The 13,061-nt window shown below is 71.7% G+C and carries 10 protein-coding genes; 4 read left to right on the top strand and 6 right to left on the bottom strand.

Annotated features, from left to right (window positions below):
• Positions 1 to 168: 168 nt before the first annotated feature.
• Positions 169 to 1,395, top strand: coding sequence for a thiolase family protein (locus tag AOK22_RS20035; protein WP_055700067.1), 1,227 nt, complete (start codon positions 169 to 171; stop codon positions 1,393 to 1,395).
• Positions 1,392 to 3,524, top strand: coding sequence for a 3-hydroxyacyl-CoA dehydrogenase NAD-binding domain-containing protein (locus AOK22_RS20040; RefSeq protein WP_055700068.1), 2,133 nt, complete (start codon positions 1,392 to 1,394; stop codon positions 3,522 to 3,524). The genes AOK22_RS20035 and AOK22_RS20040 overlap by 4 nt, the downstream gene beginning before the upstream one ends.
• A gap of 116 nt (positions 3,525 to 3,640) precedes the next feature.
• On the opposite strand, the gene AOK22_RS20045 is transcribed toward AOK22_RS20040, so the two are convergent.
• Positions 3,641 to 4,711, bottom strand: a complete 1,071-nt coding sequence (locus tag AOK22_RS20045; RefSeq protein ID WP_055700069.1) for a PLL family lectin — start codon at positions 4,709 to 4,711, stop codon at positions 3,641 to 3,643.
• Positions 4,712 to 4,775: 64 nt separating this feature from the next.
• Between AOK22_RS20045 and AOK22_RS20050 the strand changes: the two genes are divergently transcribed.
• A complete protein-coding gene (locus tag AOK22_RS20050) occupies positions 4,776 to 5,147 on the top strand; it encodes a PIN domain-containing protein (protein ID WP_055700070.1) in 372 nt (123 codons plus the stop codon).
• An 8-nt stretch (positions 5,148 to 5,155) separates the two neighbouring features.
• Here AOK22_RS20050 and AOK22_RS20055 read toward each other — a convergent pair whose 3' ends face one another.
• The 5 genes from AOK22_RS20055 to AOK22_RS20075 form a co-directional block, all read right to left on the bottom strand.
• Positions 5,156 to 6,229, bottom strand: coding sequence for a C40 family peptidase (locus AOK22_RS20055; RefSeq protein WP_055700071.1), 1,074 nt, complete (start codon positions 6,227 to 6,229; stop codon positions 5,156 to 5,158).
• Positions 6,230 to 6,244: 15 nt separating this feature from the next.
• Positions 6,245 to 6,727: a poly-gamma-glutamate biosynthesis protein PgsC/CapC gene (locus tag AOK22_RS20060; protein ID WP_037664152.1), complete on the bottom strand. Its 483-nt coding sequence runs from the start codon at positions 6,725 to 6,727 to the stop codon at positions 6,245 to 6,247.
• On the bottom strand, positions 6,724 to 8,340 hold the full coding sequence (gene pgsB / locus AOK22_RS20065; RefSeq protein WP_055700072.1) for a poly-gamma-glutamate synthase PgsB: 1,617 nt from the start codon (positions 8,338 to 8,340) through the stop codon (positions 6,724 to 6,726). Before pgsB ends, AOK22_RS20060 begins: the two co-directional genes overlap by 4 nt.
• 5 nt (positions 8,341 to 8,345) lie before the next feature.
• Positions 8,346 to 10,583, bottom strand: a complete 2,238-nt coding sequence (locus tag AOK22_RS20070; protein WP_055700073.1) for a cache domain-containing protein — start codon at positions 10,581 to 10,583, stop codon at positions 8,346 to 8,348.
• Positions 10,584 to 10,805: 222 nt separating this feature from the next.
• Positions 10,806 to 12,008, bottom strand: coding sequence for a CapA family protein (locus AOK22_RS20075; RefSeq protein ID WP_055700074.1), 1,203 nt, complete (start codon positions 12,006 to 12,008; stop codon positions 10,806 to 10,808).
• Between the two features lie 26 nt (positions 12,009 to 12,034).
• Between AOK22_RS20075 and AOK22_RS20080 the strand changes: the two genes are divergently transcribed.
• On the top strand, positions 12,035 to 13,015 hold the full coding sequence (locus tag AOK22_RS20080; protein ID WP_079036693.1) for a hypothetical protein: 981 nt from the start codon (positions 12,035 to 12,037) through the stop codon (positions 13,013 to 13,015).
• Positions 13,016 to 13,061 lie beyond the last annotated feature (46 nt).

A 13,061-nucleotide genomic window follows, 5' to 3' on the forward strand; every position in this document is an offset into this window, starting at 1 on the left:
GGGTGGGCACGACCCCCGGTGCGGAGTTCCGACGCCGGGACATCAGCCAGTGTGACCTTCGCCTCGCCCAGAGGGTGTGAGGCGGGCCTTGGCCGCATAGTTACCGGCAAGTAGGGTGGACTGCGGAAGCGCGCCGGCAGGCGCACCGCACCCTGGAGGAGAGCCATCGTGCCTCGTACCGTCAGGGACGTCGTCTTCGTGGACGGCGTCCGCACCCCGTTCGGCAAGGCGGGCCCGAAGGGCATCTACCACGAGACCCGTGCCGATGACCTCGTCGTGAAGGCCATCCGGGAGCTGCTGCGCCGCAACCCGGACCTCGACCCCGCCAAGATCGACGAGGTCGCCATCGCCGCGACCACGCAGATCGGCGACCAGGGCCTGACGATCGGCCGCACCGCCGGCATCCTCGCCGGGCTCCCGCAGTCCGTGCCCGGCTACTCCATCGACCGCATGTGTGCCGGCGCCCTGACCGCCGTGACCTCCGTCGCGGGCAGCGTGGCCTTCGGTGCGTACGACATCGCCATCGCCGGCGGTGTGGAGCACATGGGCCGCCACCCCATGGGCGAGGGCGTCGACCCGAACCCGCGGTTCGTGAGCGAGAAGCTCGTGGACGAGTCCGCGCTGTTCATGGGCATGACGGCGGAGAACCTCCACGACCGCTACCCGAGCATCACCAAGCAGCGCGCCGACGAGTACGCGGTGCGCTCGCAGGAGAAGGCCGCCAAGGCGTACGCCGACGGCAAGATCCAGGCCGACCTGGTGCCGATCTCCGTGCGCCGCACCAACGAGGAGGCCGGTGAGACCGGCTGGGGCCTCGCCACCGCCGACGAGCCGATGCGTCCGGGCACGACGCTGGAGAACCTCGCGGGCCTCAAGACGCCGTTCCGCACGCACGGCCGCGTCACCGCGGGCAACGCCGCCGGTCTGAACGACGGCGCCACCGCCTCCCTCATCGCCTCGGAGGAGTTCGCGCGGGAGAACGGCCTGCCGGTCAAGATGCGGCTGGTCTCCTACTCCTTCGCGGGCGTCGAGCCCGAGGTCATGGGCTACGGCCCGATCCCGGCGACGGAGAAGGCGCTGGCCCAGGCGGGCCTGTCCATCTCCGACATCGGCCTCTTCGAGATCAACGAGGCCTTCGCCGTCCAGGTGCTCGCCTTCCTGGAGCACTACGGCATCGCCGACGACGACGCGCGCGTCAACCAGTACGGCGGCGCCATCGCGTTCGGCCACCCGCTCGCCTCCTCCGGCGTGCGCCTGATGACGCAGCTCGCGCGGCAGTTCGAGGAGCAGCCGGAGGTCCGCTACGGCCTCACGACCATGTGCGTCGGCTTCGGCATGGGCGCCACGGTCATCTGGGAGAACCCCCACCACAAGGACGCCGGAGGCGACAAGTGAGCACGACCACCGCTGAGCTCCTGAAGGGTGCGGCCGAGCTGTTCCCGGACGAGGTCGTCACGCAGGCGCACGTACGCCACCTCGACCTGCCGGCCGGCGCGGGCCGCTTCGCCCTCATCACGCTGGACAACGGCTTCGACCACACCAAGCCGACCACCTTCGGCCCCGGCTCGCTGGCGAACCTCAACGCCGCCATCGACCAGGTCGAGAAGGAGGCGGCCGAGGGCACGATCGTCGGCGTCGGCATCACCGGCAAGCCGTTCATCTTCGCCGTCGGCGCCGACCTCAAGGGCGTCGAGCTGCTGAAGAACCACGAGGACGCGCTCGCCATCGGCAAGGGCGGCCACGAGGTCTTCAAGCGCCTCTCCGGCCTCGCCGTGCCGACCTTCGCCTACTACAACGGCGCCGCCATGGGCGGTGGCGTCGAGGTCGGTCTGCACTGCTCGTACCGCACCGTCTCCAAGGCGCTGCCGGCCTTCTCGCTGCCCGAGGTCTTCCTCGGCCTGGTCCCGGGCTGGGGCGGCTGCGCGCTGCTCCCGAACCTGATCGGCGCCGACAAGGCCGTCTCGGTCATCATCGAGAACTCGCTGAACCAGAACCGCCAGCTCAAGGGCAAGCAGGTCTTCGAGCTCGGCATCGCCGACGCGATCTTCGAGGGCGCCGACTTCCTGGAGCAGTCGCTGATCTGGACGGCGTCCGTCCTCAACGGCTCGACCGAGGTCGTCCGCCCCGAGGTCGACCGCGGCGAGGGCTGGGACGCCGCCGTCGCCCGCGGCCGTGCCATCGCCGACTCCAAGGTGCACGGCGCCGCCCCGGCCGCCTACCGCGCCCTGGAGATCATCGCGGCCGCCAAGGACGGCGACCTGCAGAAGGGCTTCGACGCCGAGGACACCGCGCTCGCCGACCTGATCATGGGCGGTGAACTGCGCGCGGGCATCTACTCGTTCAACCTCGTGCAGAAGCGCGGCAAGCGCCCCGCGGGCGCCCCGGACAAGAACCTGGCGCGCCCGGTCACCAAGGTCGGCGTCGTCGGCGCCGGTCTGATGGCCTCGCAGCTCGCCCTGCTGTTCCTGCGCCGTCTGGAGGTGCCGGTCGTGCTGACCGACATCGACCAGGAGCGCGTGGACAAGGGCGTGGGCTACGTCCACGAGGAGATCGACAAGCTGCTCCTCAAGGGCCGCATCAACCAGGACAAGGCGAACCGCCTCAAGGCGCTCGTCTCCGGCGTCCTGGACAAGGCCGAGGGCTTCTCCGACGCGGACTTCATCATCGAGGCCGTCTTCGAGGAGATCGGCGTCAAGCAGCAGGTGTTCGCCGAGGTCGAGGCCGTCGCCCCGGCGCACGCGATCCTCGCCACCAACACCTCCTCGCTGTCGGTGACCGAGATGGCGTCGAAGCTGAAGCACCCCGAGCGGGTCGTCGGCTTCCACTTCTTCAACCCGGTCGCGATCCTGCCGCTCCTGGAGATCGTGCGCGGCGAGCGGACGGACGACGCCTCGCTGGCCACGGCCTTCGGTGTCGCCAAGAAGCTGAAGAAGACCGCGGTGCTCGTGAAGGACGCCCCCGCGTTCGTCGTGAACCGCATCCTGACCCGCTTCATGGGCGAGATCCAGAACGTCATCGACGAGGGCACCCCGGTCGCCGTCGCCGAGAAGGCCGTCGAGCCGCTCGGTCTGCCGATGTCGCCGCTGGTCCTGCTCGAACTGGTCGGCCCGGCCATCGGTCTGCACGTGTCGGAGACGCTCAACCGCTCCTTCCCGGACCGCTTCACGGTCTCCCCGAACCTCGCGGCCGTCGTCAAGGCGGGCAAGCGCGGCTTCTACGTCTACGACTCCGGCAAGCCGGAGCTGGACCCCGAGGTCGCCGCTCTCCTCGAGCAGGGCGACAAGGTCCTGACCGAGGAGCAGGTGCGGGACCGCGTCCTGGACGCCGTCGCCCAGGAGATCGGGCTCATGCTCGACGAGGGTGTCGTCGCCGAGGCGCAGGACATCGACCTGTGCCTGATCACCGGCGCGGGCTGGCCCTTCCACCTGGGCGGCATCACGCCGTACCTGGACCGTGAGGGCGTCAGCGAGCGGGTGAACGGCAAGCGGTTCCTCGCGCAGGGCGTGGCGAGCGTCCCGGCGTAGGGTCCACCGCACGTCGCGTCAACACGGCGGGGCCGTAAGGGAGTTCATCCCGTACGGCCCCGCCGTCGTGCCGTGCCGCCGCGATCAGGGGTCCCCGGGCCGGTGGCCCGGGGAGGTCACACCCGGTCCCACGCCCCGAGCGCCAGCCCCCGCTCCGCCTTCTGGCGGGCCAGCCGCAGCGTGCCGTCGAGACCGATCGCCGCCATGACCACGCGCCCCCGCGCGTCCAGCGCCAGCGCCGGTGCGCCGAGACACGGTTCGCCGGTCTCGGCCCACCACAGGCCCGCCGCCTCGTCCTGCGTCGGGAACGCGGCGAGCGCCGGGCGGCCGGCGGCCGTGCGGTGCGCGAGGACCGTGCAGTCGTGGCCGTCGACCGTCGTGCGCAGGGCGGCCGTGGGGCCCGGGGAGGGCGTGCCGCCGAGGGGGATCGCCGCCCCGCCGTCGGCCGGACGGTGGGCGAGCACCCCGCCGCCGTCGACGTCGGCCGCGTAGTACGTGAACCGGTCGGCGGCGGTCTCCAGGACCGTGCCGGAGCCGGGGACCGGGGCGAGCGGCACGTCGTCGGCGCGGACCAGGTCGCCGCCCCGCTCCTCCTGGGCCCAGCGCAGGGTGGCCTTGGCGGCGGGGGCGAGGACCTCCACGCGGCCCGTGGACGTCGCGAGCACGGTGGTGCCGTCCAGGGTGTCGCGGACCTTGAGGTCCTTCCACCCCTCCCACTTGCCGCCCTTGCCCTCGCGGCGCATCCGTACGCTGCCCACCGCGTCCCGCACGAAGACGTGCACGGTGCCCGCGGTGTCCACCGCGACGGACGGGGCGCCCAGGTGCGGGGCACGCTCGACGAGCTTGGTGTGCGGATTGCCGAGCGAGCGCCAGTCCATGAGCGGCCGCCCCGACTGGTACTGGATGGAGTGCACGACGTCGACGACCGCCTTGCCGTCGTCGCCCGCGCGCTCCCGGCGCCCCACGAAGTGCACGTACCCGTCGGTGCCCTGGGCCAGGGTGAGGTACGTCAGGTCGGGCGCCTCGAAGAAGTCGGGGCCGCTCCAGTCGGGGCCGCCGGGCCGGGCCTCCGTCCAGCGCAGGAGGCCGCCCTCGGCGCGGGCGTACGCGGTGAGCCGGCCGTCGCGGCCCCTCAGCAGCCAGCGGGCGGTATCCGGAGCACCGGTGCTGATGGACCTCGACGGCATGACTCGGCGCCACCCCTTCACTTCACGACGCACAACGTTTTGCCGATTAGTTTACGTTTGCCGCATGACAACTCTCGTCGTCGTCGATGCCGCGAACGTCGTCGGCTCCGTGCCCGACGGCTGGTGGCGCGACCGCCGCGGGGCCACCGAACGGCTGCGGGACTCCCTCGCCGCGTTCGCCGCCGAGGGGCTGCCCGACCGGCCGGGCCCGCTGGACATCGTCCTGGTCGTCGAGGGGGCCGCGCGCGGTGTGGAGTCCGTGCCCGGCGTCCGCGTGGACGCCGCGCCCGGCAGCGGCGACGACCGCATCGTGGAGCTGGCCGCCGAGGCGGCCGGGCGCCCCTGCCTGGTCGTCACCGCCGACCGCGAACTGCGCCGCAGGGTCGGCGACACGGGGGCCGAGTGCGCGGGTCCGCGCACCGTGCGCCCCGGGTAGCCAGGGCCTCAGATCCGCTTCGCGCTGCGCAGCGTCGAGGCGTAGTAGCCGTTGCCGTCCAGGCGGGACGTGCCGCCCTTGTCGCCGATCGTCGGGCCGTTGACCTCCTCGCGGCTGGAGATGAAGATCTTGTGGCCGTCGGCGTCGTGGCCGAGGAAGATGCCGACGTGGTCCAGGCGCTCCTTGGTGCGGGCGTCGAGCTTGAAGAAGACCAGGTCGCCCGGCTGGACCACGTCGATCGACTTGGGGCGGTCGGCGGCGCCGACGCCCTTGAGCGCGATGACGTCGGTGCCGACCTTGCCGCGCGCCATGCCGTTGGCGGTGCGGGGCAGGCCGTCGCCGACCTTGTCGGTGGCCATCAGGGGGTAGCGGGCGCGGTAGCCGAAGACCGTGCGGATGAAGCCCGAGCAGTCCATGGAGCGGGCGCGCATCTTCTCGGGCTGCATGGTGGTGCCGTTGCGGAAGGTGTACGGGATGCCGAGGTAGTCGAAGAAGTCCGACTCCTCCAGGCGCAGGTCGTTGCCCGCGCTGCCGTTGGGGTTCAGCGGGCCGAAGTTGGCGTCACCGGCGTACGCGATGCCCTCGTCGTCCTTCTTGACCGGCGCGCCCTCCACGTACTGGAAGGCCATCGCGAAGATGTCGTCCTCCTCGCTGCCGGAGAACTCCTTGTACCAGTCCTTGAACCACTTCTCCTTCTCCGCGCCCTCGCGCCAGGTCTCCGGCATCAGCCGCACCCAGTCGTTCGTCACGACACGGGACTTGGTGTTGGCGGGCTCGGTGAAGGTGCGGCTCGGTCCGGTGAGCGTCGCGGTGCGCGCGCCGTCGGTGAAGGTGGCGAGGACCTTGCCGCCGTCGGTGCGCAGCACGGAGCGGGCGGGGTTCTTCAGGCGCTCCCACGTCTGCTTGCCGCTGCCCTGCTGCCCGGTGCTGCTGCTCAGCCCCGGGGTGTCGGTGACGGCCTGCACCTTGGGCGCCTTGGCCTCTTCGTCCTTGCGCAGTTCCACGGTCAGATAGGCGCTGCCGGCGAGCAGGGCGAGCACGGTCACCGCGTGCAGGGCGGGACGCTTCTTCTTGGGCGGCATGAGTGACTCCTGGAATCAGGCGGACGGCATGAAGCCGAGGAGGATCCCGGCGGTGAGGACGACGTAGGCCATGAGCGTCACCGAGCCCGTGGCGAGCAGGGTGGGGCCCTTGGGCTGGCGCACCAGCTGGTAGGCGATCAGGCCCGGCACGATGAAGCCGAGGGTCTGGTTGCTGTACATGAGCGGGAACTCGAGGGAGAGCACGATCATCACGGTGGCCTGGAGCGTGACGCCGAGCAGCACGACCGCGGCGAACAGGCGCTTGCCGTAGAGGATCACGAAGCGCTGCATGAGCAGGGTGCCGACGTAGGTCAGCACGGTCACGCCGACCACCATGGCGGCGCGCTGGAGGTCCTCGACGAGGGTCAGCGCGAGCCAGCCCGGGGTGATCATGCCGCCGGGCGAGAGGTTGGTCGTCAGATAGCAGACCAGGGAGAAGAGCAGCCCGAGCGCGATGCCGACCGCGGCGATCTCGGGGGTGAGGACGGAGGGAATCAACGGGGCTCTCCTGGGCTGTGCCACTGCTGGTGGTCGTCTGCGGCGTGCTGTGCGGGCGGCACCCGCGGCTCGAACATGCCGCGGGGCCTGTCCGGCCGCGGCTGCTGCGGTTCCTGGGGCGGGCGGGCCTGCTCGAGTGCGTAGGGCTGGTGGGCCTGCTCGAGTACGTAGGGCTCGTGGGCCTGCGCCGGTACGTACGGCTCCGCGGGCTGGTGCTGCGGCGGGTGCGGCTCGTGCGTGTGCGGGGGCGCGTACATCTCGTGCGTCCCGTACGCGGCCTGCGGCACCTGGACCGGGGCCGTGTACCGCTCCTCGTACGCCTCCGGGTAGTGCTGGTAGGGGTCGATGCGCGGCACGTACAGCTGCATCGTCTCCGCCGGGTTGGCGGGAGCGGCGGTGGCGGCGGGCGCGGGCGCGGCCGGCTCCTCGCTCTCGTCGGCGGGGAGTTCGGCGAGGTGCTCCAGGAGCAGCTCGCCCTGGCCGTGGATGTTGCCGATCGCGACGAGGGAGGAGTCGGGGCCGAGCTGCGCGAGCATCTGGCCCATGAACTCCTCGGGGTCGCGCCGGTCGCCGCCGAGGTCGACGGCGCGCGAGCGCCACTCGGCGGGGATCGCGTCGATGGCCGACTTGGCGGGGTGGCCGATGACGAAGACCTTCTCGGGCTGGAGGTCCGGGATGATCTCGCCCATCTGGCCGTTGCGCTCGACGCGGTCGGGGCGGCAGTTGATGACCACGTTGAGCGGGCGGTGGATGGCGCCGAGGTCGAGCAGCTGGTTGATGTTCATCAGCGTCGACTCGGGGTCGTTGGCCGCGAAGACGTTGGCGAAGCGGAGCTTCTTGCCGTCCTCGGTGGCGTACCGCTCGACGGAGAGGACACCGGGGTCCGGCGGGGCGTCGTACATGCCCTGGAGCGCCGTCTCGCGCTCCACGCCGAGGAGTTCCGCGACGGTCAGCGCGATCGCCACGTTCTCCTTGAAGGTGAACCAGCTGAAGCCGCGCAGCTCCTCGTCGGTGACCGACTCGGGGTCCGCGTAGATCAACTGGCAGTCGCGGGCGTCCGCCTCCTCCTTGAGGATCGCGTAGCGGTCCTTCTCGGCGGTGACGCAGATGCCGCCCTCGGGCATGGAGCGCGACAGCGAGCGCGCCACGTCGTCGAGGGTGGGGCCCATCTCGGCGAGGTGGTCCTCGCGGACGTTGCAGAGCACGCCGATGGTGGAGCGGATCAGCTTGGACTGGTTGATCTCCTGGAGCGCCGGCATGACCGCCATGCACTCGATGACCAGGGCGTCCGGGTTGTACGCGGCGGCGCGGCGCACGATGCCGATCTGCTCGACGACGTTGGCGATGCCGAACTTGCGGTAGACGGGCTCCTCGGTGGCGTCCGGGTGGATGAACCGGGCCGCGGTGCCGGTGGTCTTGGCGACCGTGGTGAGCCCGCCGCCGCGCAGGGCGCCCGCGCACAGGCGGGTGATGGAGGACTTGCCGCGGATGCCGTTGACCAGGACCCGGGTGGGGATGTGCTCCAGGTTGGTGAAGTGCCGCCGCTGTTCGATCACGCCCGCGACGAGCAGGATCGCGCAGCACACCACGAGCACGGTGTAGAGGAAGAGCACGGGGTTCAGTTCCTTCCGGCGAGGCCGGCCGTGACGCCGTCCCGTTTGCGCTGCGTGCCCGTCGGCAGCTGCTGCCTGATGAGTTCGAGGCTGCGGGTGACGGCGCCGACCTCGTCGTGGTGGCGCGGGTACAGGACGGTGCGGCGGTCCCCGTCGGCGAGCGCCTCCGCCTGGTCGGCGAGGTGGCGCAGCGGGCGCACGACGACGATGTGCAGCCAGCCGAGGCACGCCGCGGCCGCGGTGATGCCGAGCAGACCGGCCAGGACCGTGCGGTTCTGGTAGCTGTACTCGGGGATGGCGAGGCCGGACGCGGGCTGCCAGCTGACGACGGTCCAGCCCAGCGAGCGGGCGGCGCCGCCGCCGACGAAGGGCGCGGCGGCCGCGATCTGGATGTCGTCGCCGTCGCGGTAGAGGACACCACTGGGGCGCGGGCTGAGGCCGACCTTCTGGCCGGTGCCCTCGGCGAGCGCGTCGAGGCGGTCGCCCGGCAGCCCCTCGAACTCGCGGTAGCCCTTGTTGGAGCCGATGGTGCGGCGCTCGTCGTCGACGACGCGGACCTCGCCGAGGCCGGGGCGCTTGAGCAGCGAGTTGAGGAAGTCGATGCGGAACTCGCCGACGACGGCGGCCCCCTCGCGGCCCGGCACCTCGGCCGTGCCGATGATCACGGGTTCCTTGCCGCCCTCGTCGACGACGCGGATCGGCCGGTCGGAGGGGCCCTTGCCGGAGGGGCTGCGGGGGTCGCCGCCGGCCTCGGCCAGGACCTTGCCGCCGCGGTCGAGGACGTAGAGCGACTGGTAGCGGGTGTGCTGGTTGAGGGTGCTCTCCAGGACCTTGGCCATGTCCGCCGGTTCGGTGCGGTCGCCCATGAGGGAGGCCACCGAGGTGAGGTCGGCGTGGCCCTCGTTGAGGGCGCGGCGGACGCGGTCGGTGAGGGTGTCGGTGCGCTCGCGCTGGTCGTTCACCATCTGCTGCGGTACGACGACGGTGTCGCCGGCGCGGTTGAGCAGCAGCAGGAGCGGCGCGGACCAGGCGAGCAGGAGGACCGCGCAGACGGCGAGCAGGGTGCGGCTGCCGAACCTGCGGCGGCGGGCGGGCGCCTGCTGTGCCCCGGCCGGTTCGCCGAGGAGCTGGCGGCGCAGCCGTTCGAGGGCGGCGCCGATGCGGGCGGCCTCGCCGCGCCGGGGCACGGAGACCGGCCGGTCGAGGTCGCCGCGGGTGAGGCGGCGGCCCTCCAGGAAGAGCCGGATGAGGGGGCGCTGGACGGTCCTCAGGAGCAGGAAGACCGTGACGCCGCCGATGAGCAGGAGGGCGCCCGCGGCGAGCAGGCCGAAGGCGGAGTCGCTGGTGGCCGTGGGGTCCTCGGCGACCGGGACCATCGCGACGACGGTGAGGCCGAGCCGGGTGGCCACGGTGGACTCGCCGGCCTCGGGGGCGGCGAGGTTCGCGTATCCGGCGACGGCGCGTTCGCCGAGGTAGCGCTCGCCGGTGAGGTGGCCGCTGACGCCGAGGAAGCCGCCGGAGCCGGGCTCCTTGGACATCAGCGGGTGGGTGCGGGCCTTCTTCGCGGCGGTCTGGGCGAAGACCTTGAGCTGCTTGTTGGACTGCTTGACCTCGTCGCGCTGCGCGTCGGTGAGGACCTGCTCGGGCTCGGGGATGCCGTCGGTGCTCAGGACGCCGCCGTCCTGGTCGACGACGGCGATCGAGCGGAACTTGCCGAGGCTGATGCCGGGGAAGCGCAGGCTGCTGGAGGCGACCAGGAGCTGCTGCGGCTGGCCCTTCCAGGTGAGCAGGGCGAAGGACAGGAGCCGGGTCTCGCCGTTCTCCAGGCGGACCATGCGCGGGGCGAGGCCGTCCTTCTTCGCGAGTCCGCCGCGGTCGATGGCGGTCAGCGGGAGGTTCTCGCCGCGGGCGGCGAGCAGCTTCCCGGAGGCGATCTCGACGATCGCGGTGCCCATCCACTTCTGGTAGACGCTGCCGGTCTTGTCGAGGACGGCGTCGGCGGGCACCGGGTCGCCGGCGCTGAACAGCTCGGCGGTGCGGGTCAGGTCGGTGACGGACTCGTCGATGGAGGCGCGCAGCGCGATGGCGCCGTCCTCGGCGAAGTGCTGCTGGGACGACTTGACCGCCTGGGGGACGGCCTCCTGGCCTGCGCGGCCGAGGGTGAGGGCGGTGACGCCCGCGAGGGCGAGGAGCAGGACCGACAGCACGGCGATGGGGGGACGTATGCCACCCAGCAGGGACATGTCGGTCCTTCGGCGGACCTTGTGCCGGCGCTTCGAACGCGAAGCGGCCAAGGGGTGCTCCTCTCCTGGAGTGACGTGGGGGGTGGAGCGCACACAGTGATGCGTTCCGGAAAGCTTTGACCCGCCACCCCCGAGGAGGGATGTACGAAGTAAGCGAAATGTGAGCTAGCTCGCGTCGGGAAGATGTTTGATCTTCGCCACCGCCCCGACGCGCGGCCTCCGTCAGCCGGCCGGGAGCTCCTCGAAGGGCGCGAGGCCGTCCTTGCTCGCGCCTCGGTTCAGGAGCGTGCCCTGGGTGCGCTCGAAGGCGAGGCGGTAGCGGGAACGCTGCTGCTCGGTGAGGTTCTCACCGTCCCGCAGCGCGGCGGCGACGTCGACGAGCCGGTGGTCCTCGACCGCGTCCTTCGGCAGGGCGCCGGTCTCGTCCGGGTCCGGCGGGATCTCCGTGAACGTGGGGACGTACTTGGCGTCGACGTCCCACTCCCCGCCGCGCTCGACGAACTCGAACCAGCCGATGACGCCCTCCTCGGTCAGCCCGCTGGGCACGTCGTGCCGGGCGATCTGGTTGCCGAGTCCGTACGCGATCCAGGTGCCGTCGACCTTCTCCATCGGCTGGACGACGTGCGCGTGATGGCCGATGACCAGGTTGATCCCGGTCTCCCGCGCGATCCTGCGGGCCAGGTTCAGCTGCGGGCCGCTGGCGTTGGGCTGGTTCTCGCGGCCCCAGTGGATGCTGAGGATCACCACGTCGGCGCCCGCGCCGCGCGCCTTCTTCTCGGCGGCCGCGATCGCGTCGAAGTCGTTCTGGTTGACGATCCAGGGCTTGTCCTTCGGCACCTCGCGGCCGTTGAACCCGAAGGCGAAGGCGATCTGCGCGACCTTGACGCCCTTGACGTCCGTGATGAGCGGTTTGCCGGCCTCGGCCGCGCTGCGCGCCGAACCGGTGTGCCGCAGGCCCGCCTTGTCGAGGGTGTTCAGCGTGCGGGTCACCCCGGCGGGGCCGTGGTCGAGGGTGTGGTTGGACGCGGTCGAGCACTGGTCGTAGCCGACGTCCTTGACGGCCGTGGCGATCTGCGGCGGCACGAGGAAGTCGGGGTAGCTCTGGAAGGGCCCGCCGGGCTTGCCCACCACCGGCTCGAAGTGGCAGATGCCCAGGTCGGCCTTGCTGATCACCGGCTTGACGCCCGCCATCATCGGCCGGAAGTCGAGGCCCTTCTCCCCCTTGCCCGTGGCCTTGGCGTCCTTGCGCGCCTGCTCGGTCAGTTGCGGGTGGATGAGGATGTCGCCCGCGGCGGCGACGGTGAACGAACGGCCGCTCTCGGCGGCTTTGTCGTCGCTGCCGAAGGGGCCGCAGGCGGTGCCGGCGAGCAGCAGGAGCGAGGTGGCTGCACAGGTCACGAAATGCCTGCGGAAGGGACGTGTCATCACAGGGATATCTTTATACAACCATGATGAACTCCCGCACCCGGCCGGTCGCAGCCGCAAAGAAACTCGGGGTTCTCGGCCTCGTCACCGCCGCCGTCCTCAGCCTCGCACAGTGCGGATCGGGCTCGTCGGGCGAGGCGTCCCGGCCCTCCGGCGAGGACGGCCGGCCCTCGGCGACGGCCCGCCCAGGCAAGGACCTGACCCGGCTCGTGACCGACTACACCGCCGGCTTCCACGAGGACAGCGGATACCGCCGCCCCTCCCGCGACGACCGCCGCACGGTCGCCGACGGCGTCGGCCTGCTCCTTGACAACCGCAGGTCAGAGGCGGAGAAGCGACTCTCGGACGTCGACTTCACGGTACGCGGCATCACCGACCCGACCACCGGACGGCGCTACGCGGAGATCTCCGACCGCTCCGAGGGCGGCGCGGCGCCGCGCGGCTGGGGCCGCGTCTACATCGATCTCGACCACCCGGTCCGCTGGTCCGCGCAGGTGCCGCATCCGGTCGCCGACCGCAACACCGAACGTCTCGGCGCCCGGCTCCTGAGCCGCTCGCCCGGCGGCATCCTGGTGATCGCGGGCGCGCATCGCAAAGCGGGCCGGGGCGACGCGGCGGACGTCTCGCACCGCAGGGACACCGTGTTCCACGCCGTCTGCGACGAACTGGTCCGGCGAGGACTGCCCGGAATCCAGCTCCACGGCATGGCGGACGACTCGGCTCCGGACCACGACGTGGTCGCCTCCACGGGCAAGGGCAGAAAGGCCGTCCCCGAGGGCCGGGCCCTGGCGGACGCGCTGAGGGACCGCGGCTTCGAGGTCTGCCGCGCCTGGGTGAAGTCCTGCCCCCTGGCGGGCCGCACGAACATGCAGGGCCGGGCGGCGGCCGACCGCGGGGTGCCGTTCCTGCATGTGGAGTTCGGCCCCGGGATCCGGGAGAGCCGCGACCACGAGGGCAAGGCGGTGGAGGCCCTGATGAAGATCACGCAGAGCTGGCAGCGCACCTGAGCGCCCCGTGAGGGGCGTGTCACTCCCCCACCCGCACGTAGAACAC

The organism is Streptomyces silaceus (assembly GCF_001419745.1).
Taxonomy (GTDB): Bacteria; Actinomycetota; Actinomycetes; order Streptomycetales; family Streptomycetaceae; genus Streptomyces; species Streptomyces silaceus.

Bases quoted from the DNA above. Each gene is read 5' to 3' on its own strand.
- AOK22_RS20045 (WP_055700069.1), bottom strand. From the start codon at position 4,711: ATGCCGTCGAGGTCCATCAGCACCGGTGCTCCGGATACCGCCCGCTGG.
- AOK22_RS20050 (WP_055700070.1), top strand. From the start codon at position 4,776: ATGACAACTCTCGTCGTCGTCGATGCCGCGAACGTCGTCGGCTCCGTG.
- AOK22_RS20055 (WP_055700071.1), bottom strand. From the start codon at position 6,229: ATGCCGCCCAAGAAGAAGCGTCCCGCCCTGCACGCGGTGACCGTGCTC.
- AOK22_RS20070 (WP_055700073.1), bottom strand. From the start codon at position 10,583: ATGTCCCTGCTGGGTGGCATACGTCCCCCCATCGCCGTGCTGTCGGTC.
- AOK22_RS20075 (WP_055700074.1), bottom strand. From the start codon at position 12,008: ATGACACGTCCCTTCCGCAGGCATTTCGTGACCTGTGCAGCCACCTCG.
- AOK22_RS20080 (WP_079036693.1), top strand. From the start codon at position 12,035: ATGAACTCCCGCACCCGGCCGGTCGCAGCCGCAAAGAAACTCGGGGTT.